We start from the raw sequence: 22,375 nt of genomic DNA, 5'->3' as shown, positions 1-22,375 counted from the left end.
AATCGAAAACGCCGGTCTCGACGCCACCTTTCCAAGAACGAAGCGGCACGCTAGAACGCGTCACAAATCGATTGAATATCGTTCTGGTGAGGATACCCAATCATGTCGGCCAAGCCCTGCATCGCGCTGATCGCGCACGACCAGAAGAAGGACGACATGGCGGATTTTGCCCGCCATCACCAGGTGGCGCTTTCGCGGTTCCGCATCGTCGCTACCGGCACGACGGGCGGCCGGGTTCAGGATGCCTGCCCCGGCCTCGACGTGACGCGGCTGAAGAGCGGCCCGCTCGGCGGCGACCAGCAGATCGGCGCGATGATCGCCACCAGCGAGGTCCACATGCTGATCTTCTTCATCGACCCCTTGAGCGCGCTTCCCCACGATGTCGACGTCAAGGCGCTGACGCGGCTTGCAACGGTCTATGACATACCGATGGCGCTCAACCGCGCCACCGCCGAAAAACTCATCGACTTTCAGAAGGACTAAGCTTCCCGATGGCCGATAACATGAAGACCGACAAGCTGCCCTTTCCGATCCTGATCGGCGATATCGGCGGCACCAATGCCCGCTTCTCGATCCTTCTCGATGCCGATACGGAACCGAAGCCGTTCCCGAACGTGCGCACCGCCGACTACCCGACGATCGATGACGCGATCCAGAAAATCGTGCTCGACAGGAGTTCGGTAAAGCCCCGTTCCGCGATCCTTGCCATCGCGGGGCCGATCGATGGCGACGAGATCGACCTGACCAATTGCGACTGGGTGGTGCGGCCGAAAGGCATGATCGCCGATCTGGGCTTCGAGGACGTGCTGGTCGTCAACGATTTCGAAGCCCAGGCGCTTGCCATCGCGGCCATGCCTGACGAATACCGCGAGACGCTTGGGCCCAACAACGAGCCGCATATGGCGTCGCGCGTGGTACTCGGCCCGGGTACCGGCCTCGGCGTCGCAGGCCTCGTCCATGCGCGGCACATGTGGTTTCCGGTTCCCGGGGAAGGCGGACATGTGGATGTCGGCCCGCGCTCGGAACGGGATTTCGAGATCTTTCCGCACCTCAAGCGTATCGAGGGTCGCGTTTCTGCGGAAGAAATCCTGAGCGGGCGCGGCGTCGTCAACATCTACCAGGCCGTCTGTGCGGCCGACGGTCTGCAGCCGGCGTTTTCCGATCCGGCGGATATCACGGCCCACGGTCTGAACCGTTCGAATTCCCAGGCCGTCGAAACGCTTTCGCTGTTTGCCACCTATCTCGGCCGGGTTGCCGGCGACATGGCGCTGATCTTCATGGCGCGCGGCGGCGTCTATCTCGCCGGCGGCATCTCGCAGAAGATCGTTCCGGCGCTGAAAGGCCCAGAGTTCCGCGCCGCCTTCGAGGATAAAGCGCCGCATACGGAGCTGATGGGCACGATCCCGACCTTTGTAGTGACCCATCCGCAGGCGGCGCTGGCCGGCCTTGCAAGCTTTGCCCGCACGCCTTCCGCCTACGGCCTTTCCATGGATGGCCGCCGCTGGCAACGTTAGATGCGGCCCGAGATCATCGTCGCGGGCGAGGCTCGTTTTCCTGGATACGGCCTGCAAGAGATGCTTGCGCAGTGCGGAAGCGGCCTTTACGCTCGCCCCGACAAGCTGTAACCGCTCGAAAAGACTGACCGACGAAGCAAGGACTGCGCCGCGCATGACCGCAAATGACATGAAACTCGTGGTGGTTGGTGCTGCAGGCCGGATGGGCCAGGCCATGATCCGGGTCATCCATGAAACAGCAGGCGTGACGCTGCATGCGGCCGTTAGCCGCGAAGGTTCGCCGTTCATCGGCAAGGACGCCGGCGAGCTTGCGGGTGTCGGAACTCTTGACGTTCCCGTAACCTCCGATCCGCTGAAGGCTTTTCTCGATGCCGACGGTGTCCTCGATTTCACCACGCCGGCGACCAGCGTCGCCTTCTCGGTCCTCGCCGCGCAGGCACGGATCGTCCATGTAATCGGTACGACCGGATGCTCGGTCGAGGACGAGGAAAAGTTCAAGGCAGCCGGCCGTCACGCGCGCGTGGTCAAGTCCGGCAATATGAGCCTCGGCGTCAACCTGCTCGGTGTGCTCGTCGCGCAGGCGGCGAAGGCTTTGCCTGCCGCGGGGTGGGATATCGAGATCGTCGAAATGCATCACAAGCACAAGGTCGACGCGCCATCCGGCACGGCACTGCTGCTCGGCGAAGCGGCAGCGCAAGGCCGAGGCATCGATCTCGCAAGCCAATCCGTCAAGGTGCGCGACGGCCATACGGGCGCCCGCCCGACCGGCACGATCGGGTTTGCGACGCTGCGCGGCGGCTCGGTCGTCGGCGACCATTCCGTCGTGCTTGCCGGCGAAGGCGAACTGGTGACGCTCTCGCACAGCGCGCGCGACCGCTCGATCTTCGCCCGCGGCGCGGTTGCCGCGGCGCTCTGGGCGCGCGACAAGAAGCCCGGCCACTATTCCATGCTCGACGTGCTCGGGCTTTCCTGAAAATCTTCCCGGAGGAATTCATCCCATGAGCGGAACTCTCGTCCTTGTTCGCCACGGCCAGAGCGACTGGAATCTCAAGAACCTTTTCACAGGCTGGCGCGATCCGGATCTGACGCCGCTCGGCATCCAGGAAGCCGAAGCCGGCGGCGAAGCGCTTGCGGCAACGGGCATCAGGTTCGACATCGCCTTCACCTCGGTGCTGAAGCGCGCTCAGGACACGTTGAAGATCGTCCTCGACAAGGTCGGCCAGCCGGATCTCGAGACGATCCGCGACCAGGCGCTCAACGAGCGCGACTACGGCGATCTTTCCGGCCTCAACAAGGACGATGCGCGCGCCAAGTGGGGTGAGGAGCAGGTGCATATCTGGCGCCGTTCCTACGACATTCCGCCGCCGGGCGGCGAAAGCCTGCGCGATACCGGTGCTCGCGTCTGGCCCTATTACATGACGGAAATCCTGCCGCGCGTGCTGCGCGGCGAAAAGGTCCTCGTCGCCGCGCACGGCAATTCGCTTCGCTCGCTGGTGATGGTTCTCGACCGGCTCAGCAAGGAAGAGATCCTCAAGCTCAACCTCGCGACCGGCGTGCCGATGGTCTACACACTCAAAGCCGACTCGACCGTCGCTTCGAAGGACGTTCTCGGCGACATGTCCGGCGCGCACTGAGACAAATTCACAAGCCCAATCCGCACCGCGGATTGGGCTTGCTTATCCTACTTAATTCTCGATCGTGAACTGCACCATGTCGGCCGGGAAGCGGCTGACGGCGTATTGGATCGGTACGCCTTCCGTATCGGTGTTGAGCGCGCGGGCCACGAGGATGATGGCTCCCGGCGACAGCTGCAGGTCGACGAGATCCGCGCCGTCCGCATGGGTAGCCGTCACTTCCGTCGAGACGCGCAGATAATCCGAAAGGCCGAGCATCCGGAATGCAACCGTGATCGAGCCGCTTTTGCTGTAGGCCTCCTCGATGCCGCCGAAACGGTCGGCCGGAAACCAGGTCGTCGAGCGGGAAACCGGGCGGCGATCCGCCTTCCTCAGCGTTTCCAGCCGGATCACCGGTGCACCTTCAGGAATGCGCAGCCGGGTCGACAGGTCGACTGAGGCCGGTTCCTGGGCCGAATGCAGCAGCAGGCCTTCCTTTTCCCGAGCCTGGTCGCCGATGCCCTCACTGAACCGGGTGCGCCGCGTGATCGGGAAGTTCAGCCGTTCCTTGCGCTCGATCAGCGTACCGCGCCCCTGTACCGAACGAACGATGCCCTCCTGAGCAAGGGCGGCAAGCGCGCTCCTGACCGTATGGCGATTGACGCCGAACTGCGCGGCCAGCGTGAATTCCGGCGGCACCTTGCCGGTCGCGTCGTAGTCGCCATTGGCGATCGAGGCGCGAATGCGGTCGGCGATCTGCCGCCATAGCGCTACGCCGTTTTGTCGGTGAACGTTTGTCTGCCCGGTATCCATGTCACACGCTTGTTATATCAGAAAGTTAGTAGTACATATAATTTGTATGGTTGTCTATATCAATAGACATTTAGGAGCTTGGCAATGGACCTGGCGAAACAAATCGAGCCGAATGCAGAAACCGCCGCGCGCCGTCGCGCCGCTGGGCTTCTTGCGCGCGCGACGACGAACGAACTGCATGCCGCCTGGGAAAAGCTGCCGACCAAACCGGAGGTCAAACCGGTGCGCGGGCCCGAGACCGGACTGGTGATGGTCCGTGGTCGCATCGGCGGCGGCGGCGCACCCTTCAATCTTGGCGAGGCGACGGTGACACGTGCGACCGTGCTCCTGGCATCCGGCACTGCCGGCCATGCGCAGGCGCTCGGCACCGCGAAGGCGAATGTCCGGCTCGCGGCCATTTTCGACGCGCTCTGGCAGGAGGACGCCACGCGCGATTTCGTGGAGGCCACGTTGCTTGGTCCGATCGAGGCCCGCATCGCAACGGAAGATAAACAGAAGGCGGAGGAGACGGCCGCGACCCGCGTCGATTTCTTCACCATGGTACGGGGGGACGACTGATGAACATCAAGACGCAAGCGCTTTCCGGCGGATTTAGAGAACCGGTCTTCGAATCCCAGGACGTGTTCCGCATGCTGATGGACAGCATGGCCCGGCCGGGAACGATCCGTACCGTCGGACCGGATGTCGGCCAGCCGGAGCCGCTTGGAGGAGCGGCCGGGGCGATCGCCGTGACGCTCTGTGATCATGAAACGCCCGTGTGGTTGAGTGCGGGCCTTTTCAAGTCGGCCGTCGGCGAGTGGATCGGCTTCCACACCGGTGCGCCGGTCACCCGCGAGAAGGCCGAGGCCCGCTTCGCCTTCGTGGAGGCCGGCGCGGCGCTTGCCTCGTTCGGCCTCTTCTCGGCCGGCACGCAGGAATATCCCGACCGTTCAACGACGCTGGTGATCGAGGTGGCAGCATTTGGCGAAGGCCTGCCGCTGACGCTGACGGGTCCTGGCATTCCGCACGCGACCACCGTCATGGTGAAAGGCCTTCCGGAAGTTTTTCTGCGGCTTTGGGCCGACAACCGGGCGCTTTTCCCGCGTGGCGTCGATGTCATCCTGACGGCCGGCAAGAACCTGTTGTGCCTGCCGCGGACAGTCCGCGTCGCCACCCAATGAACGGTCGACCGACTTTTTAAACTTGGGGCCGCCGCTTGGGGCCAAACGACCAAACCTTCCCGCATCTTGATGGGATGCCGGTAATGGCCAGGAGAATGAACCATGTATGTTGCCGTCAAGGGTGGCGAGGCCGCCATCAACAATGCTCACAGGCTGCTGGCCGACCGGCGTCGGGGCGATCGCTCGCTTCCCTCCGTCACCATCGAGCAGATCGTCGAGCAGCTGGGCCTCGCCGTAGACCGCGTGATGGCCGAGGCCTCGCTTTATGACCGGGCGCTCGCAGCGCTTGCCATCCGCCAGTCGCGCGGCGACATGATCGAGGCGATCTTCCTGCTGCGGGCCTATCGCACCACGCTGCCGCGCTTCGGCTCCTCCGTTCCGGTCGATACGGCCGCCATGAAGGTCGAGCGGCGCGTTTCGGCGACCTACAAGGACCTGCCGGGTGGCCAGCTTCTCGGAGCGACGTTCGACTATACCCATCGGCTGCTCGATCCTTCTCTGCTCACCGACGAACCGGTCGACGAGCCGGAACGCCGCGACGCGCCGGCGGAGCACATCATGCGGGTCTCCGACATTCTCGCCCATGAAGGCCTGATCGAGGCGGATGGCGAGTTTTCCGAGGACCATCAGGCCGGCGACCTCACCCGCGAGCCGATGGAGTTTCCGATGAGCCGGGATCTGCGCCTGCAGGCGCTCGCGCGCGGCGACGAGGGTTTCCTGCTGGCGCTCGGCTACTCCACCCAGCGCGGCTATGGCCGCAACCATCCGTTCGTCGGCGAAGTCCGCATCGGGGAAGTGGAAGTCGAGATCGAAGTTGCAGAACTCGGTTTTGCCGTCTCGCTCGGCCGCATCCAGATCACCGAGTGCCAGATGGTCAACCAGTTCAAGGGTTCGTCGAAGGCGCCGCCGCAGTTCACCCGCGGTTACGGCCTGGTGTTCGGCCAGAGCGAGCGCAAGGCGATGTCGATGTCGCTGGTGGATCGGGCGCTGCGAGCCGAAGAGCTCGGCGAGGACATCACCGCGCCGGCGCAGGACGAGGAATTCGTGATCTCCCATTCGGACAACGTGCAGGCGACCGGTTTCGTCGAGCACCTGAAACTGCCGCACTACGTCGACTTCCAGGCCGAGCTTGCGCTTGTGCGCAAGATGCGATCGGACATCGAGACGGCGCGCAATAGCGGCAATGGCCTTCAGGAGGCCGCCGAATGATGCCGGTTCGGCCGCAGTTCAGGGGCGGATCAGTCGCCTCCGCCGCCTCCCCCGTCACCACCTCCGCCGCCATCGCAGGCGCCGCCCGCGTTGGCGCCGTCGCAGCCGCTCCCGTAGGCCCCGACCCCACCGCCCTCGCTGCTCGCGTTGGCCCTGCCGCGGTTTTTCGGCGGCTTGATGACATAAAAGGGAATGATGATCCCGCAGGCGACGAAGGCCGCGAAAACGGCCACGCCCAGCAATCCGTTCGAAGTGATGGCGTCCATGACAGCCTTTCCTTCTAGTTGGTTCACGCAGTCACAGGATACTCCAAGATGACGGACCTCGCCACTTACAACTTCGCCTATCTCGACGAGCAGACGAAGCGGATGATCCGCCGCGCGATCCTGAAAGCGATCGCCATTCCCGGTTACCAGGTGCCCTTCGCGTCGCGCGAAATGCCGATGCCTTATGGCTGGGGCACCGGCGGCGTGCAGGTGACGGCAGCGATCATCGGCCCCGAAGACGTGCTGAAGGTGATCGACCAGGGCGCCGACGACACGACCAACGCGGTATCGATCCGCGCCTTCTTCCAGAAGGTCGCCAATGTCGCCGTCACCACCCACACCAAGGACGCCACGATTATCCAGACGCGCCACCGCATTCCCGAGCACAAGCTCGCCGAGGGACAGATCCTCGTCTACCAGGTGCCGATCCCGGAGCCCTTGCGCTTCCTCGAGCCGCGCGAGACCGAAACCCGCAAGATGCATGCGCTCGAAGAATACGGGCTCATGCATGTGAAGCTCTACGAGGATATCGCCCATAACGGCCGCATCTCGAAGACCTATGCCTATCCGGTCAAGGTCGCGGGCCGCTACGTGATGGACCCGTCGCCGACGCCGAAGTTCGACAATCCGAAGATGCACCGGTCGGAGGCGCTGCAGCTGTTCGGCGCCGGCCGCGAGAAGCGCATCTACGCCGTGCCGCCTTATACGGATGTCGTCAGCCTCGACTTCGAGGATCATCCGTTCGAAATCCAGACCTTCGACAAACCCTGCGCGCTCTGCGGCGCCGAGAACGTCTATCTCGACGAAGTGGTGCTGGACGACAAGGGCGGCCGCATGTTCGTCTGTTCGGACACCGACAATTGCGAGGACCGCCGCGAACACGGCCATGTCGGCGCCATGCTGGCGCCAGCCAAGGAGGCAGCGGAATGACCGACACCCCTCTTCTCAAAGTCAGCGGCGTCTCGAAATTCTACGGCAGCCGGATCGGCTGCAAGGACGTTTCCTTCGACCTGTGGCCGGGCGAAGTTCTCGCCATCGTCGGAGAGTCGGGCTCCGGCAAGACGACCCTGCTCAACTGCCTGTCGACCCGGCTGATGCCGACGACCGGCAGTGTCGAATACCGGATGCGCGACGGCAATTTCCGCGACCTCTACCACATGAGCGAGGCTGAACGGCGCTTCCTGATGCGCACCGACTGGGGCTTCGTGCACCAGAACCCGGCCGACGGCCTGCGCATGACGGTCTCGGCCGGCGCCAATGTCGGCGAGCGGCTGATGGCCATCGGTGACCGGCACTACGGCAAGATCCGCGAGACGGCGAGCGACTGGCTGACCCGTGTCGAGATCGGCACCGACCGCATCGACGACCAGCCGCGCGCCTTTTCCGGCGGCATGCGCCAGCGCCTGCAGATCGCCCGCAACCTCGTCACCGGCCCGCGCCTGGTGTTCATGGACGAGCCGACCGGCGGCCTCGACGTCTCGGTCCAGGCCCGCCTGCTCGATCTGGTGCGCGGCCTCGTCAACGATCTCGGCCTGTCGGCGATCGTCGTCACCCACGATCTCGCGGTCGCACGCCTCCTGTCCCATCGGATGATGGTGATGAAGGACGGCCATGTGATCGAACACGGGCTGACCGACCGGGTGCTCGACGACCCCCGCGAGCCTTATACCCAGCTTCTCGTCTCTTCCATCCTTCAGGTCTGAGGAGAATACCGATGGCCACCCCTCTCGTCGTTTCCGAAGTCTTCAAGAGCTTCACCATGCATCTGCGCGACGGCATCAAGCTGCCGGTCGTCAAGGATGTGAACTTTTCCGTTGCGAGCGGCGAATGCGTCGTGCTCGGCGGCCCGTCAGGCATCGGCAAGAGCTCAATCTTGAAGATGCTCTACGGCAACTACGCCGTCGATGCCGGGCAGATCCTCGTCGATCACAAGGACCGGATCGTCGATATCGCCCGCGCCGATCCGCGCACGGTGCTCGACGTGCGGCGCCATACGCTCGGGTATGTCAGCCAGTTCCTGCGCACCGTCCCGCGCGTCTCCGCGCTGGACGTGGTCGCCGAACCGCTCGTCGCCCGTGGCATCGCAGCGCCGGAAGCGCGTGACAAGGCAGCCGAGCTCCTGGCCAAGCTCAACCTGCCGCGAGAACTCTGGACCTTGCCGCCCGCGACGTTTTCGGGCGGCGAACAGCAGCGGGTCAACATCGCCCGCGGCTTCATCACCAGCCACCGCATCCTGCTCCTCGACGAGCCGACCGCTTCACTCGACGCGGTCAACCGGCGCGTCGTCGTGGACATGATTGCGGACAAGAAACGCGAGGGCGTCGCCCTTCTCGGCATTTTCCACGACGAAGAAGTGCGCGAGGCGGTGGCCGACCGTGTTCTCGACGTCTCCCAATTTTCTCCGCGAAAGGCAGTCGCTGCATGAGCGTCAAGGTGGGGCTCGAGCCCGCGATCCACGAGACGGCAAACGTCAGCAATTCCACGCTCGGCCCGTATACCGAAGTTGCCGAGCGCTGCCGCATCAGCGAGGCCGAGATCGGCGCCTATTCCTACATCATGCAGGACGGCTCGATCTGGTGTGCGACGATCGGCAAGTTCGTCAATATGGCGGCTTCCGTGCGCATCAACGCCACCAACCATCCGACGTGGCGGGCGACGCTGCACCACTTTACCTATCGCGCCGCCAGCTACTGGGACGATGCCGAAGACGAGAAGAGCTTCTTCGAATGGCGGCGCGACAATCGCGTCACGATCGGCCATGACGTGTGGATCGGCCATGGCGCCACAGTGCTGCCGGGCGTCACCATCGGCAACGGCGCGGTGATCGGCGCCGGTGCGGTCGTATCGAAGGACGTCGCGCCCTATACGATCGTCGGCGGCGTGCCGGCAAAGCTCATCCGCGAGCGCTTCACGAAAGCGATCGGCGAAGCGATGGACCGGCTTGCCTGGTGGGACTGGGATCACCTGAAACTGAGGGCTGCTCTCGACGACTTCCGGGCACTTTCGGCAGAGGAATTCGTGTCCCGTCATGCCAGGTAACGGAAGCGCGGCGGGCGCTTCCGGAATATAATAAAACCGACATAAATCCGACATTCAGACTTCATCAACCATCGCTATCGAGCTCTCAGAAAAAAAGCTGAATTGGCGAGAGAGCATGAAGTTCGAATTGAGGGACATCACCCGCCGTTTCGGCGATCGTATCGCGGTGAGTGCCGTGAACGTCGAGATTCCCCAGGGCCAGATGGTCGGCATCATCGGCCGCTCCGGCGCCGGCAAGTCTACCCTGTTGCGCATGATCAACCGACTGCAGGAGCCGAGCTCCGGCTCCATCTATTTCAACGGCGCCGAAGTCTCCTCCCTCAAGGGCCGGGCGCTGCGCAACTGGCAGCGCGACTGCGCGATGATCTTCCAGCAGTTCAACCTGGTCCCGCGCCTCGACGTTATGACCAACGTGCTGCTCGGCCGTCTCAATCACCGTTCGACGACGATGAGCCTGCTGAAGATCTTCAGCCGCGACGAGCGCGTCATGGCGATGGCGGCGCTGGAGCGGCTCGGCATCGAGCAGACGGCACTGCAGGCGGCCGGAACGCTGTCGGGCGGCCAGCAGCAGCGCGTGGCGATCGCCCGGGCGCTGGTGCAGGCACCGAAAATGATGCTCGCCGACGAGCCGATCGCCTCGCTCGATCCGCTCAACGCCAAGATCGTCATGGATGCGCTGCGCGACATCAACGAGCGCGAAGGCATCACGGTCATCACTAATCTGCACACGCTCGATACGGCCCGCAGCTATTGCGAGCGGATCATCGGCATGGCGGGCGGCCGCGTCGTCTTCGACGGTCCGCCGCAGCAGCTCAACGCCAATGCGGTGCGCGAGATCTACGGCTCCGACAAGGATGGCGCCGGGATCGACGAGACCATGACATCGACCAGCCTTGCCCCCGCCCGCCGCGGCGAGGCTCCGGTCGCGATCGACACATCCGGCATGGTGGCCGACGCCGCCGCCATGCGCTGACCCGTTTCCGGCTGCCGACCCGCGGCCGGAAGACTGACGCCCTTTCCGGGTTGACCAACCCAATCACCAAAGGAGACTTCCATGTCTGCATTCCGCAAGATCCTGATGGCGACGATCGCCGTCGCCGCCGTTGCCGGCCAGGCCCACGCTCAGAGCGCACCGGTTCTGCGTATCGGCCTCGACGGCGGCGAAAACGAAGCCGACCAGATCCGCCGCACCGAATGCGTCAAGCCGGGCCTGATCGCCGCGACCGGCGCTTCGGACGTCAAGCTCTTCCCGTCGCCGAACTACAACGGCGTCATCCAGGGCCTGCTCGGCGGCACGATCGACCTCGCCGTCATGGGCGCTGCTTCCTACGCAGCGATCTACATCAAGGACCCGAACGCCGTTAGCCCGGTCCTGACCACCAAGCAGGCCGACGGTTCGACCGGCTACTACTCGATCATGGTTGCCCGCAAGGATTCGGGCATCAAGACGCTCGCCGACGCCAAGGGCAAGAAGATCGGCTTTGCCGATCCGGACTCGACCTCCGGCTACCTCGTGCCGAACGTCGCCCTACCGAAGGACGTTGGCATGCCGGTCAAGCAGTACTTCTCCGAAACCGGCTTCGGCGGCGGCCATGAGAACCTCGTTCTCGGCATTCTCGACAAGAAGTTCGACGTCGGCACCACCTTCGGCTCGGCCGTCGGCGACTGGGCACAGGGTTACTCGTCCGGCAACCTGCACATCATGGTCTCCAAGGGCCTACTCGACATGGACGACATCGTCCAGGTCTGGAAGTCGCCGCTCATCCCGAACGGCCCGCTGATGGTTTCCAACAAGCTTTCGGACGACATGAAGAAGAAGGTGACCGCCTACTTCGCCGAACTGCCGAAGAAGGACAAGACTTGCTTCGAGAGCTTCACGGGCGGCGGTTACGTCGACTGGTCGCCGGTCGACCAGAAATTCTACCAGACCATCATCGACGCTCGTAAGGCTGTCATCGGCGGCTGATCCAACGTCTGATCAATATCTTGGCGGCGGCATCATGAGGATGCCGCCGCTCGTTCAACAAGGATACCCAGAATGGCGCACGTGGCCGGACCCGCTCAGTACAGCGGGCTGCAGGAAAGCTCCCGCACCATCCTCGACCATTATCAGCAACAGGTGCGGACCCGGCGGATCTATACCGTCGTCTCCATCGTCGTTTTCCTGATCGTGCTCGGCGCGTCGCTGGATTTCGCCAACGAAGCCAATTCCGGCAAGTTCTTCGAACGCCTTCCCTATTTCTTCGATTTCTTGAAGAGTTTCGTGCCGAACAGTCCGCTGGAGATCTTCCGCGCCATGTTCGACCTGCCGTCGCCCTATGCGGACGGATCGATCAAGTTCGACTATACGAGCGATCGGGTCTGGATCACCGACAGTTTCTATATTCCGAACTTCTTCTATCAACTGGCGATCACCATCAACATCGCCATCGTTTCGACCATCCTCGGCGCCACGGGCGCCTTCCTTCTCTGCTTCTTCGCCTCCACCAATCTCGTCGGCGCCGGTCTCACGCGCTGGGTGGTGCGACGCATCATGGAAATCCTGCGCGCCTTTCCGGAAATCGTTGTCGCAGGCCTGCTGGCCGCGATCCTGTCGATCGGTCCGATCGCGGCGATCATCGCCGTGTCGATCCATACCATCGGCGCGCTCGGAAAGCTGTTCTTCGAAGTGGTCGAGAATGCCGACATGAAGCCGGACGAAGGCCTGCGCGCGTCCGGCGCCAGCTGGCTGGAGCGCGTCCGCTTCGCGATCCTGCCGCAGGTCCTGCCGAATTTCGTCTCCTACACGCTGCTGCGCACCGAGATCAACGTGCGCGCCTCGACCATTATCGGCGCCGTCGGCGGCGGTGGCATCGGGGAAGTGTTCAGCCTGTCGATCGGCCGGGACCATGCCGCCAAGACCTATGCGATCATCATTCTTCTTCTGATTACGGTCATCTGCGTCGACCAGTTCTCGGCTTGGCTACGCCGCCGGCTGATCGGCAAGCAATCATTCGAATTCGGCCGGGGAGCTGCCTGATGTCCAATCTCGCCGTCAACGCCGCCGATCGCGAACGCCTGCTCGCTACCTATCCGGAAGTCTTTCACCGCAGCTTCATGCAGCGCTGGGGCCTGGCGGTCGCCGCCGTCGCAGTCTTCGTCTACCTCGCCTTCTGCTTCTCCTTCTTCAACGTCATCCCGACCTTCGTCAACGGCAACTGGGATCGCGCGGCGATCTACCTCCAGGACTGGTATTCATGGCGCGCGCAGCCCCGCCTGCGCTTCCAGAACGGTCAGGTCGTGCCGCAATGGACGAGCCGCGGGCAATATCCGGACGGCGCGGCGATCGACTGGCTGAAGCCGACCTCCAACGGCGGCTATACGGTGATCTTCGGTAGCGACGACCGGCTTGACGTGACCCCGAGCCAGGTCGACGCCTATATCGACGGCAAGCTTTATCCCGTCGCGATCAGGGGGGACCGGGCGATACTGCCGGCCGGTGCGCCGGCGCGGATGGTCCAGGACGGCAACAAAGTCAATGTCCGGTTCGGCTTTGCCGGCCAGGCGGAAATCCGCAACAGCCAGGTCTATGTGCAGCGGCGTTTCCTCGGCTGGGCGAATTTCTTCTTCGACACCCAATCGCCGTTCTGGGGTCGCAGCGTCACCAGCGTTGCCGGGCTGATGCTCTTCGGCGAGCGGCTCGACCCGAGCCATTCCAATGCCTCGCTGGCGCTCGATAACTTCTTGAACAATAGCAGCTGGCAGCATGGCGATATTCTCTCCAAGCTGATGCAGACGCTGGTCATGGCCTTCGTCGGCACGCTGTTCGCCACCCTCATCGCCTTCCCGCTTGCCTTCATCGCGGCGCGCAACATCACCACGAGCCGGCCAATGAACTGGGGGATGAAGCGCTTTTTCGACTTCCTGCGCTCGATCGACATGCTGATCTGGGCCCTGTTCTTCACCCGCGCCTTCGGGCCGGGGCCGCTCCCGGGGATCGCCGCCATCTTCTTCACGGATACCGGTGCGCTCGGCAAGGTCTATTCGGAAGCGCTGGAGAATGTCGACGACAAGCAGCGCGAGGGCGTCAAGTCCGTGGGTGCCGCGCCGGTCATCGTGCAGCGTTACGGTGTCGTGCCGCAGGTCCTGCCAATCTTCATCTCGCAATCGCTATATTTCTGGGAGTCCAACACCCGTTCGGCAACCGCAATCGGCGCTGTCGGCGCGGGCGGTATCGGCCTCAAGCTGCTCGAATCCATGAAGACCAATGCGGATTGGGACAAGGTCGCCTACATGGTTCTGTTGATCCTCTTGGTGGTCTTCGTCTTCGACAACCTCTCCAATGCGCTGCGTTCGCGCGTCATGGGCAAAAAGGGCCACTGACAGGCCGGATTATCATCATTCTGTCATGGAAATCTTTTAGCCGAGGGTCCTGTTTCGCGGGCCGGCGTGCAGGTAAAGTCGGCCGGCCTTCTCCTGATTCCGGAATCCCGTTTTGCGCTACGCTCTCTATTTTTCGCCCGCCGAGAACCATCCGCTGACGAAGGCGGCAGCGCGTTGGCTCGGCCGTGACGCCTTTACCGGCGAGACGTTTCCGACGCCCGATGTCGAAGGCCTGTCCCGCGACACCGTCCATGAACTGACCGCCGATCCGCGCCGTTACGCCTTTCACGCGACATTCAAGGCGCCGTTCGAGCTGCATCCGGACCGGACGGAAGCCGAGCTGATCAAGGCCGCCGAACGGTTCGCGGCCGAGACCACGGTCTTCGACATCCCGAACGTCATTGTCGGCCAGCTCGGGCGGTTCTTCGCGCTGGTTCCCGATACCATTTACCCGGAGCTCCAGCATTTTGCCGGACGCGTCGTCGAAGAGTTCGAACATTTTCGCGCGCCGCTGTCGGAGATCGATATCGCACGGCGCAAACCTGATATGTTAAGCTCGGCCCAGCGCGCCAATCTCGACCGCTGGGGTTATCCCTATGTCATGGACGAGTTCCGCTTCCACATGACGTTGACCGGGCAGGTCCCGCCCGAAGAGGCGCCCATCATGCGCCGCGAGCTCGACCGCCGCTTTGCCGATTTCGCCAACGCGCCGCTGACCGTCGATGGGCTCGCCATCTTCGTAGAGCCGGAGCGCGGCGCACCCTTCATCGCCCATCGCTGGCTTCCGCTGGCGTCCGCCTTCGAAAACAGAAAGACCGCATCATGACCGCCGAACTCGTGCTCACCAATGCCCGCATCGTGCTCGAGGACAGCGTGATCTCCGGTTCAGTCCAGATCCGGAACGGCAAGATCACCGATATCTCGGAAGGCAATGTCCCTACTGGCGAGGATTTCGAGGGCGATTATCTGATCCCGGGCCTGGTCGAACTTCATACCGACCATCTGGAACAGCATTATTCGCCGCGTCCGGGCGTCCGCTGGAACACCACGGCGGCGATCCAGGCCCATGACGCACAGATCGCAACCTCCGGCATCACCACCGTCTTCGACTGCCTGCGCATGGGCGCCGATGAGGACGGCGGCTTTGCCCATGGCGAAATGCGCGACATGGCGGACGCGATTGCCGCTGCCGCCGCCTATGGCCGCCTGCGCTCCGAACACTTCCTGCATCTGCGCTGCGAAGTCTCCGCCGACAATTGCATGGAGCATTTCGTCGACTTCGAGAACGATCCGCATGTCCGGCTCGTCTCGCTGATGGATCACGCGCCGGGCCAGCGGCAGTTCCAGACGATGGATCAATACACGCTCTACTACCAGAAGAAGCGCGGCCTCAGCGACGAGGCATTCGCCGCTTTCGTCGCCAAACGCCAGGAAGAATCGGTACGCAACGCAACACCACACCGCGCTGCGATCTCCAAGGTCTGCGCCGAGCGGGGCATTACAGTCGCAAGCCATGACGACGCGACGCTCTCTCACGTAGGCGAAGCGATCGACAACGGCGTTCGGCTGGCGGAATTCCCGACCAGTTTCGATGCGGCAAAGGCTTCGCACGAAGCGGGCATGAGCGTGCTGATGGGTGCCCCGAACATCGTTCGCGGCAAGTCGCATTCTGGCAATATCGCCGCTCGCGACCTTGCCGAGCGTGGCGTGCTCGACGTGCTCTCCTCCGATTACGTGCCGCTCAGCCTGCTGCATGCGCCCTTCGTGCTCGCCTCGGAGGTTGAAAGCATCTCGCTGCCGAAGGCCCTCGCCATGGTCACCTCGACCCCTGCCCGCACCGTCAGCCTCGACGACCGGGGCCGGATCGCGACCGGCCTGCGTGCCGATATCGTCCGCGTCCATCACGAGGAGGGGGTTCCCGTCTCCCGCGCCGTCTGGCGGGAAGGCCGGCGGGTCGCCTGATGGACGCCAGGCCGACAGCAACGGAACCGGAGCGAAGCGGCTGCATGGTCGCGGTCGTTGGTCCCAGCGGGGCCGGCAAGGACACGCTGATGGCCTATGCCGCCCGGTTCTTCGAGGGCCGCGATGACGTCGTCTTCGTACGGCGCGTCATCACCCGCAACGCGGCCGCCGGCGGTGAAGACCATGACGGCGTTTCCGAAGCGGAATTCGAGGCTCTGGAACAGGCGGGCCGTTTTGCGGTCTCCTGGGGTGCCCACGGCCTGCGATACGGCATTCCCGTCGAGACGAAAGAGGCCATGGCAAGGGGCCAGCTGGCCGTCGCCAACGGCTCGCGTTCCGCGCTTGCCCGGTTCAAGGATACCTATCCGTCGCTGGTGGTCATCAATATCACCGCCAGCCTGGACGTGCTCGCGGCCCGGCTCGAAGCGCGCGGACGGGAAACGCGCGAGGAAATACTTCGGCGTCTCGAACGCAGCTCGCTGACCGTGACCGGCGACTACCAGGTGGTGACGATCGACAATAGCGGATCGCTGGAAGATGCCGGCAGGGCCTTGGTCGAGGCCCTCAACGGTTGCTTTGCGAGCCACCCGATTGGTTAGCGAAAAACGTTCGATCGTTCTTTAAAGTCCCTGATCCGCCTCTATTTGCCTTTTCTTATGTTAGGAAAGGAAAAATCATGGGCCAGAGCAAGCCGCGCGAAGGGCAACGTCCCGATGGGGCAACTGCCATCGATCTGGAAGCGCGCGTCGTTGTTCTGGAAATCGTCTCCATGACGGCGTTGGCGCTTGCCATGGACACGTCCGAGAACGCAGACATCGAACACGCCCGCGGGATCAGCAATCTCGTTCTCGAAGCCGTGCACCAGCGCTGTCACGAGATGAACATGCCGGAGGATGCGCGGCTCACCGCCTGCACCTACGCCGACGAACTGCTTTCGACCGCGCTTCTGTCCCTCTATCCGCAGGAACACTGAGCCTTAGGCTCAGTGCGCTTCGTCCCAATTGCTGGCGGCGCGAGCATCGACCTTCAGCGGCACCCGCATCGAGATCGCCGGCATGGCCGCCTGCTCCATGGTCGAGATGATCACCGGCAAGGTCTTGTCGATCTCCTCATCCTCGACCTCGAAGATCAGTTCGTCGTGCACCTGCAGCAGCATGCGGGCTCTTCCGTTCAGTCCGGCCGTTTCGAGCGCCGGCTCCATCTTCGCCATCGCGCGGCGGATGATATCGGCGGCCGAACCCTGGATCGGCGCATTGATCGACGCACGTTCGTTGAAGGCACGCACCGAAGGGTTGGAAGACTTGATCTCCGGATAATGCGCCCGGCGGCCGAAGATCGTCTCGACGTAACCGTTCTCGCGCGCGAAGGTCTTGGTGCTTTCCATGTAATCGCGGATGCCCGGGAAACGCTCGAAATACTTCTTGATGTAGTCGCCCGCCTCAGAGCGTTCGATCGATAGCTGGTTGGCCAACCCGAAAGCCGAGATGCCGTAGATGATGCCGAAGTTGATCGCCTTGGCGCGGCGGCGCACTTCGCTCGGCATGCCTTCGACCGGCACGCCGAACATTTCCGAGGCCGTCATCGCGTGAATGTCGATCCCATCGGCAAAAGCCTGGCGCAGCTGCGGAATATCGGCCACATGCGCAAGCACGCGCAGCTCGATCTGGCTGTAGTCGGCGGAGACCAGCTTGTGGCCGGGCGTCGAGATGAAGGCGGTGCGGATCTTGCGGCCTTCCGCCGTACGCACCGGGATGTTCTGCAGGTTCGGTTCCGAAGAGGAAAGCCGGCCTGTGGTGGTGGAGGCAAGCGAGTAGCAGGTGTGGACCCGCTTCGTTTCCGGGTGAACGTAACCCGGCAGCGCGTCCGTGTAGGTGGATTTCAGCTTTGTCAGCTGACGCCAGTCGACGATCTTGCGCGGCAGGGGATGACCTTCGGCAGCCAAGTCTTCCAGCACGCTGGCCGAGGTCGACCACTGGCCGGTCTTGGTCTTGGCGCCGCCCGGCAGGCCCATCTTGCCGAACAGGATGTCGCCGAGCTGTTTCGGCGAACCGATGGTGAATTTTTCTCCTGCCAGTTGGTAGATCTCGTCTTCGAAGGCGGCGGCTCGCTGGGCGAGCTCGCCGGAAAGCCTGGACAGGATCTGCCGGTCGATGGTGATGCCGCGCTCTTCCATGCGGGCGAGCACCGAAACCAGCGGCCGCTCGAGCCGCTCATAGATGCGCGTCAGCCCCGCGGCCGCCAGCTGCGGTTTCAGCACCAACCACAGGCGCAGCGTCACGTCGGCGTCTTCCGCCGCATAGGCGGTTGCCTTGTCGATATCGACGAAATCGAAGGTGACGCCCGCCTTGCCGCTGCCGGCAACTTCCTTGAAGGTGATCGGCTTGTGGTTCAGCCAGCGCTCCGACAATGCGTCCATGCCGTGGTTCGCCTTGCCGGCCTCCAGTACATAGGACATCAGCATCGTATCGTCGTAACCCTCGACGGTGATGCCATGACGTCTCATCAGCAGGTAATCGAACTTCAGGTTCTGCGCCACTTTCAGGACCGACGGGTCCTCCAAAAGCGGCTTCAGGCGCGCCAGCGCTTCCCTGATCGGGATCTGGTTTTCGGCAAGCCCGCCGCCGAGCAGATCGCCGACGCCGGTCTTGTGGATCAGCGGCACATAGGCCGCGCGGACCTCAAGGCCGGACGGATTGGCGATATTGTCGGCAAGTGCGAGAGAAAACCCGACCAGCTCCGCCTGCATCGGATCGAGCGATGTGGTTTCCGTGTCAAAGGCGACGAGACCGGTTTCCTGCGCCGCGCGGATCCAGTCGTCGAGCACCGTCAGGTCCCGGATGGTCACATAGCAGCTCGGATCGAGTTTGGCCTTGGCAAAGGCTTCGATGCGGGTCTGTGCGAATGCGGTCGGCGTTGCCGCCTCCGTGCCCTTGGCGACCGGCGCCTTGGCGGGATGAGCCGGCGCTTCCGCCGCTGCCTCGCCGGTGTCGACCGCTGCCACGCCGCCGGCATCGAGGTCCGGGCCGCGGGCGGCCTGGCCCCATTCGACGTTGACGACGGCAGGTTCGATGGCATCGGCATCGCAGTTGCAGGCGGCGGCGACGCGACGCGTCAGCGTCCCGAATTCCATGGTCTTCAGGAAGCCGACCAGTTTCGGGCCGTCCTGCGGCTCCAGCACCAGCGCGTCGAGATCGAGGTCCAGGGGCACGTCGAGCCGAAGCGAGACGAGCCGGCGCGAAAGGCGGGCGAGGTCGGCATTGGCGACGATGTTTTCGCGACGCTTCACCTGCTTGATTTCGCCGGCGCGGGCAAGCAGCGTGTCGAGATCGCCGAATTCTTCGAGAAGCTGGGCTGCCGTCTTCGGGCCGATGCCCGGAATGCCCGGCACGTTGTCGACCGAATCGCCGACCATCGCCTGCAGGTCGATCATCTTCTCCGGCGGCACGCCCCATTTCTCGATGACGTCGGGAACGCCGATCTGCTTGTCCTTCATGCTGTCGTACATATGGACGTTCGGCGTCACGAGCTGCATCAGGTCCTTGTCCGACGAGACGATGGTCACATCGGCGCCGGTCGCCTCGGCCTGGCGGGCATAGGTCGCGATGATGTCGTCCGCCTCGAAACCTTCGGTCTCGATGCAGGGCAGGTTGAATGCGCGGGTCGCCTGGCGGATCAGGCCGAATTGCGGGATCAGTTCTTCCGGCGGCGCCGAACGGTTCGCCTTGTAGGCGTCGTACAGGTCCTTGCGGAAGGTCTTGGCGGAATAGTCAAAAATGACGGCGAAATGGCTGGGCGTCACGCCGACCGAGGTGTCGCGCGCATCGGTCAGCAGCTTCCACAACATGTTGCAGAAGCCGGAGACGGCGCCGACGGGCAGGCCGTCGGATTTGCGGGTGAGCGGCGGCAGCGCGTGGAAGGCGCGGAAAATGAAGCCGGAACCGTCGATAAGGAAAAGATGATCGCCTTTTTTCATGGCGCAAGGAATAGCGTGGGGCTTTTGATCCGTCCACGAAAACTTCGCTGCCGCGAAGCCTCCCGCCCTCACCGGAACGTTACCGATTTGTAATATGCCTTCTCTTGAAAAGCCCGGCTCGGCCCCACATTTCCTACTCACCGGCGATTGATCACGCCGCAGTCTGGCAGCCGGCCTGTCCCCCGCCGAACCAGACCGGACAAAGGCCTATCCCCCTCTCCGGGCCTTTGTCCTTCCATCAGAAACCGCCACGGCTGTCCCCTCCCTGCCGTGGCGGTTTTTTATTGCCCTTTCGCAGGAAAGACTTGTCATTTCCCCCATCTTCGCACAGGCTTGGCGAAAGCATGGCGTGCGATATATCTGGCAGATATTGCTCGCAAACGGGCTCGTTCAGGGAGGGATGAAGACCAGCCATGGGATTCGACCGCTCGCATTCTGCGACATACCTGGCGGGCCAACTCGCCAAAGGCTTTGCGCGCTCCTTGCAGAAGCGGGCGATGGTGCTTGGCTTTTCCCCCGGCCAGTTTCCCGTCCTGCTCGAACTCTGGCAGGAAGACGGGCTGACGCAGAAGCAGCTCCTCGACAAGCTGGAGGTCGAACAGGCGACGCTCGCCAACACGCTCGCCCGCATGGAGCGGGACGGCCTCATCCAGCGCACCCCCCATCCGAACGACCGCCGGGCACAGATCATCACGCTGACCTCGCTCGGCCGCGAGCTGGAAGTCCAAGCCGTGGAAGCTGCCTCCGAAGCGGATGCGGCCCTGTTCTCAGGCTTTCGTCGCTTCGAGCGCGAGCTGATGATCGAATACATGCGGATGATCGTCGAGAACGCACGCAAGATCTAAGCCAACGGCGTTGGCGTCTTTGCCATTGTCTCCGCTGCCCCTGACTTGCTAACAAGGTCGGGCATTCGAAACGATGGGCCGCTTCTTGCCTCCCGGGCTCGAGGTCTCGCATTTCAAAGACAGGATTTCCCATGACCGATCTTTCCGCTGTCCTCGACCGCGCCGACCAGAACCTTCCCGCAAGCCTCGAGCGCCTGTTCGGCCTCGTCCGCATCAAGTCGATCTCCACCGACCCCGCCTTCAAATCCGATTGCCGCAAGGCGGCCGAGTGGCTGGTGGCCGAACTGAAGGATCTCGGCTTCGAGGCGTCGGTTCGCGATACGACCGGTCATCCGATGGTCGTCGGCCACCACCCGGGCGCCAGCGCTGATGCGCCGCACGTGCTGTTCTACGGTCATTACGATGTCCAGCCGGTCGATCCGATCGATCTCTGGGAGGACGATCCCTTCGATCCCAAGGTCAAGGAACTCGGTGCCGGCCGCAAGGTGGTGACGGGCCGCGGCGTCGCCGACGACAAGGGACAGCTGATGACCTTCGTCGAAGCCTGCCGGGCCTACAAGGATGCCCATGGTTCGCTGCCGGTGCGCGTCACCATCCTCTTCGAAGGCGAGGAAGAATCCGGCTCGCCGTCGCTCAAACCCTTCCTCGACGCCAATGCCGCCGAGTTGAAGGCCGATTACGCACTCGTCTGCGATACCGGCATGTGGGATGCGGATACGCCGGCGATCACGGCGTCGCTGCGCGGCCTGGTCGGCGAAGAAATCATCGTCACCGCCGCCAACCGCGACCTTCATTCCGGCATGTACGGCGGCGCTGCGGCAAACCCGATCCAGATCCTGTCGAAAATCCTCGCCGGACTGCATGACGATACCGGCCGCGTGACGCTCGAAGGCTTTTACGACGGCATCGAGGAGACGCCGTCCAACATCAAGGCGGCCTGGGAAAACCTGGTCAGCGGTCGCGACGACTTTCTGGGAGAGGTGGGCTTGTCGGAACTGGCCGGAGAAAAGGGCCGTTCGCTGCTCGAACTGCTCTGGGCGCGGCCGACCTGCGAATTCAACGGCATCAGCGGCGGCTACGAAGGCCAGGGCTTCAAGACCGTCATAGCGTCGAAGGCTTCGGCCAAAGTGTCCTGCCGTCTCGTCGGAGGCCAGGACCCCGAAAAGATCCGCGAGAGTTTTCGCGCCTATGTGCGCTCGAAGATCCCGGCTGACTGCTCGGTCGAGTTCCTGACGCATGGCGGCTCGCCGGCTATCCAGCTCGGTTACGATTCGCCGGTGCTCACCAAGGCGAAGACGGCGCTTTCCGAGGAGTGGCCGAAGCCGGCCTTGGTTGTCGGCGTCGGAGGATCGATCCCGATCGTCGGCGATTTCCAGAAGACGCTCGGCATGGAATCGCTGCTCGTCGGCTTCGGCCTCAGCGACGACCGCATCCACTCGCCGAATGAAAAATACGACCTGCGCTCCTTCCACAAGGGTATCCGCTCGTGGGCGCGCATCATCGCGGCGCTGGCTGACTGACCTCTGCAGGCCTGAAACGGAGAAGGGCCCGACGCGTCTCCGCGTCAGGCCCTTAAAAACAAAAAGGCCGGGGCAAGCCCGACCTTTCCACTCCCATTC

The 22,375-nt window shown here is 63.4% G+C and carries 24 protein-coding genes; 21 read left to right on the top strand and 3 right to left on the bottom strand.

Translation table 11 applies throughout. The features are described 5' to 3' along the window. Positions 1 to 102: 102 nt before the first annotated feature. From C5J24_RS08000 to C5J24_RS07985, 4 genes are all read left to right on the top strand, one after another. Entirely contained in the window at positions 103 to 483 is a 381-nt protein-coding gene (locus C5J24_RS08000; protein WP_105417073.1) for a methylglyoxal synthase, read from the top strand. A gap of 8 nt (positions 484 to 491) precedes the next feature. Beyond that, positions 492 to 1,514 (top strand): glucokinase, encoded by a 1,023-nt coding sequence (locus C5J24_RS07995; RefSeq protein WP_105417072.1) that lies wholly within the window; start codon positions 492 to 494, stop codon positions 1,512 to 1,514. A gap of 154 nt (positions 1,515 to 1,668) precedes the next feature. Then, a complete protein-coding gene (dapB, locus tag C5J24_RS07990) occupies positions 1,669 to 2,487 on the top strand; it encodes a 4-hydroxy-tetrahydrodipicolinate reductase (protein ID WP_105402481.1) in 819 nt (272 codons plus the stop codon). Between the two features lie 25 nt (positions 2,488 to 2,512). After that, a complete protein-coding gene (locus C5J24_RS07985) occupies positions 2,513 to 3,148 on the top strand; it encodes a 2,3-bisphosphoglycerate-dependent phosphoglycerate mutase (RefSeq protein ID WP_105417070.1) in 636 nt (211 codons plus the stop codon). A gap of 51 nt (positions 3,149 to 3,199) precedes the next feature. Here C5J24_RS07985 and phnF read toward each other — a convergent pair whose 3' ends face one another. After that, positions 3,200 to 3,940, bottom strand: a complete 741-nt coding sequence (gene phnF, locus C5J24_RS07980; protein ID WP_105417068.1) for a phosphonate metabolism transcriptional regulator PhnF — start codon at positions 3,938 to 3,940, stop codon at positions 3,200 to 3,202. 84 nt (positions 3,941 to 4,024) lie between these two features. On the opposite strand from phnF, the gene phnG reads away from it, so the two are divergent. The 3 genes from phnG (at position 4,025) to C5J24_RS07965 (ending at position 6,309) form a co-directional block, all read left to right on the top strand. Beyond that, entirely contained in the window at positions 4,025 to 4,498 is a 474-nt protein-coding gene (phnG, locus tag C5J24_RS07975; RefSeq protein WP_105417066.1) for a phosphonate C-P lyase system protein PhnG, read from the top strand. Next, positions 4,498 to 5,100: a phosphonate C-P lyase system protein PhnH gene (gene phnH, locus C5J24_RS07970; protein ID WP_105417064.1), complete on the top strand. Its 603-nt coding sequence runs from the start codon at positions 4,498 to 4,500 to the stop codon at positions 5,098 to 5,100. Before phnG ends, phnH begins: the two co-directional genes overlap by 1 nt. Positions 5,101 to 5,202: 102 nt before the next feature. Then, positions 5,203 to 6,309, top strand: coding sequence for a carbon-phosphorus lyase complex subunit PhnI (locus C5J24_RS07965; RefSeq protein ID WP_105417062.1), 1,107 nt, complete (start codon positions 5,203 to 5,205; stop codon positions 6,307 to 6,309). A 29-nt stretch (positions 6,310 to 6,338) separates the two neighbouring features. Here C5J24_RS07965 and C5J24_RS07960 read toward each other — a convergent pair whose 3' ends face one another. Then, entirely contained in the window at positions 6,339 to 6,575 is a 237-nt protein-coding gene (locus C5J24_RS07960; RefSeq protein ID WP_046638082.1) for a hypothetical protein, read from the bottom strand. A 48-nt stretch (positions 6,576 to 6,623) separates the two neighbouring features. Between C5J24_RS07960 and C5J24_RS07955 the strand changes: the two genes are divergently transcribed. From C5J24_RS07955 to C5J24_RS07900, 12 genes are all read left to right on the top strand, one after another. Next, positions 6,624 to 7,505 (top strand): alpha-D-ribose 1-methylphosphonate 5-phosphate C-P-lyase PhnJ, encoded by an 882-nt coding sequence (locus tag C5J24_RS07955; protein WP_046625455.1) that lies wholly within the window; start codon positions 6,624 to 6,626, stop codon positions 7,503 to 7,505. Continuing rightward, positions 7,502 to 8,278: a phosphonate C-P lyase system protein PhnK gene (phnK, locus tag C5J24_RS07950; RefSeq protein WP_046667228.1), complete on the top strand. Its 777-nt coding sequence runs from the start codon at positions 7,502 to 7,504 to the stop codon at positions 8,276 to 8,278. Before C5J24_RS07955 ends, phnK begins: the two co-directional genes overlap by 4 nt. 11 nt (positions 8,279 to 8,289) lie before the next feature. Further along, positions 8,290 to 9,000 carry a phosphonate C-P lyase system protein PhnL gene (gene phnL / locus C5J24_RS07945; RefSeq protein ID WP_105417060.1) on the top strand — a complete coding sequence of 237 codons (711 nt, stop codon included), beginning with the start codon at positions 8,290 to 8,292 and terminating at the stop codon, positions 8,998 to 9,000. Continuing rightward, entirely contained in the window at positions 8,997 to 9,614 is a 618-nt protein-coding gene (locus C5J24_RS07940) for a DapH/DapD/GlmU-related protein (protein WP_105417058.1), read from the top strand. Before phnL ends, C5J24_RS07940 begins: the two co-directional genes overlap by 4 nt. Before the next feature lie 115 nt (positions 9,615 to 9,729). Continuing rightward, positions 9,730 to 10,587 (top strand): phosphonate ABC transporter ATP-binding protein, encoded by an 858-nt coding sequence (phnC, locus tag C5J24_RS07935; RefSeq protein ID WP_046667225.1) that lies wholly within the window; start codon positions 9,730 to 9,732, stop codon positions 10,585 to 10,587. 81 nt (positions 10,588 to 10,668) lie between these two features. Beyond that, positions 10,669 to 11,580, top strand: coding sequence for a phosphonate ABC transporter substrate-binding protein (gene phnD, locus C5J24_RS07930; protein ID WP_105417056.1), 912 nt, complete (start codon positions 10,669 to 10,671; stop codon positions 11,578 to 11,580). A 72-nt stretch (positions 11,581 to 11,652) separates the two neighbouring features. Beyond that, positions 11,653 to 12,633: a phosphonate ABC transporter, permease protein PhnE gene (gene phnE, locus C5J24_RS07925; RefSeq protein ID WP_105417054.1), complete on the top strand. Its 981-nt coding sequence runs from the start codon at positions 11,653 to 11,655 to the stop codon at positions 12,631 to 12,633. Continuing rightward, the gene (gene phnE, locus C5J24_RS07920; protein ID WP_105417052.1) at positions 12,633 to 13,976 is read left to right on the top strand and encodes a phosphonate ABC transporter, permease protein PhnE; all 1,344 of its coding nucleotides are present in this window, start codon (positions 12,633 to 12,635) and stop codon (positions 13,974 to 13,976) included. Before phnE (C5J24_RS07925) ends, phnE (C5J24_RS07920) begins: the two co-directional genes overlap by 1 nt. A gap of 112 nt (positions 13,977 to 14,088) precedes the next feature. Continuing rightward, positions 14,089 to 14,802 carry a DUF1045 domain-containing protein gene (locus tag C5J24_RS07915; protein WP_105417050.1) on the top strand — a complete coding sequence of 238 codons (714 nt, stop codon included), beginning with the start codon at positions 14,089 to 14,091 and terminating at the stop codon, positions 14,800 to 14,802. Continuing rightward, entirely contained in the window at positions 14,799 to 15,938 is a 1,140-nt protein-coding gene (locus tag C5J24_RS07910) for an alpha-D-ribose 1-methylphosphonate 5-triphosphate diphosphatase (RefSeq protein WP_105417048.1), read from the top strand. The genes C5J24_RS07915 and C5J24_RS07910 overlap by 4 nt, the downstream gene beginning before the upstream one ends. After that, entirely contained in the window at positions 15,938 to 16,537 is a 600-nt protein-coding gene (gene phnN / locus C5J24_RS07905) for a phosphonate metabolism protein/1,5-bisphosphokinase (PRPP-forming) PhnN (RefSeq protein ID WP_105417046.1), read from the top strand. The genes C5J24_RS07910 and phnN overlap by 1 nt, the downstream gene beginning before the upstream one ends. A 77-nt stretch (positions 16,538 to 16,614) precedes the next feature. Further along, positions 16,615 to 16,911, top strand: a complete 297-nt coding sequence (locus tag C5J24_RS07900; protein ID WP_046602925.1) for a hypothetical protein — start codon at positions 16,615 to 16,617, stop codon at positions 16,909 to 16,911. Positions 16,912 to 16,920: 9 nt separating this feature from the next. Here the strand turns inward: C5J24_RS07900 and polA are convergent, their stop codons facing one another. Next, positions 16,921 to 19,911 (bottom strand): DNA polymerase I, encoded by a 2,991-nt coding sequence (polA, locus tag C5J24_RS07895; protein ID WP_105402326.1) that lies wholly within the window; start codon positions 19,909 to 19,911, stop codon positions 16,921 to 16,923. A 413-nt stretch (positions 19,912 to 20,324) separates the two neighbouring features. Here polA and C5J24_RS07890 point away from each other — a divergent pair, with 413 nt between their 5' ends. Next, positions 20,325 to 20,756, top strand: a complete 432-nt coding sequence (locus C5J24_RS07890) for a MarR family winged helix-turn-helix transcriptional regulator (RefSeq protein ID WP_046602923.1) — start codon at positions 20,325 to 20,327, stop codon at positions 20,754 to 20,756. A 131-nt stretch (positions 20,757 to 20,887) separates the two neighbouring features. Further along, complete coding sequence (locus C5J24_RS07885) at positions 20,888 to 22,276, top strand: M20/M25/M40 family metallo-hydrolase (protein WP_105417045.1); 1,389 nt, start codon at positions 20,888 to 20,890, stop codon at positions 22,274 to 22,276. Positions 22,277 to 22,375: the final 99 nt, after the last annotated feature.

The organism is Neorhizobium sp. T25_27, assembly GCF_002968565.1.
Classification (GTDB): domain Bacteria; phylum Pseudomonadota; class Alphaproteobacteria; order Rhizobiales; family Rhizobiaceae; genus Neorhizobium; species Neorhizobium tomejilense.
This window is presented reverse-complemented; position numbering and strand designations above follow the sequence as displayed.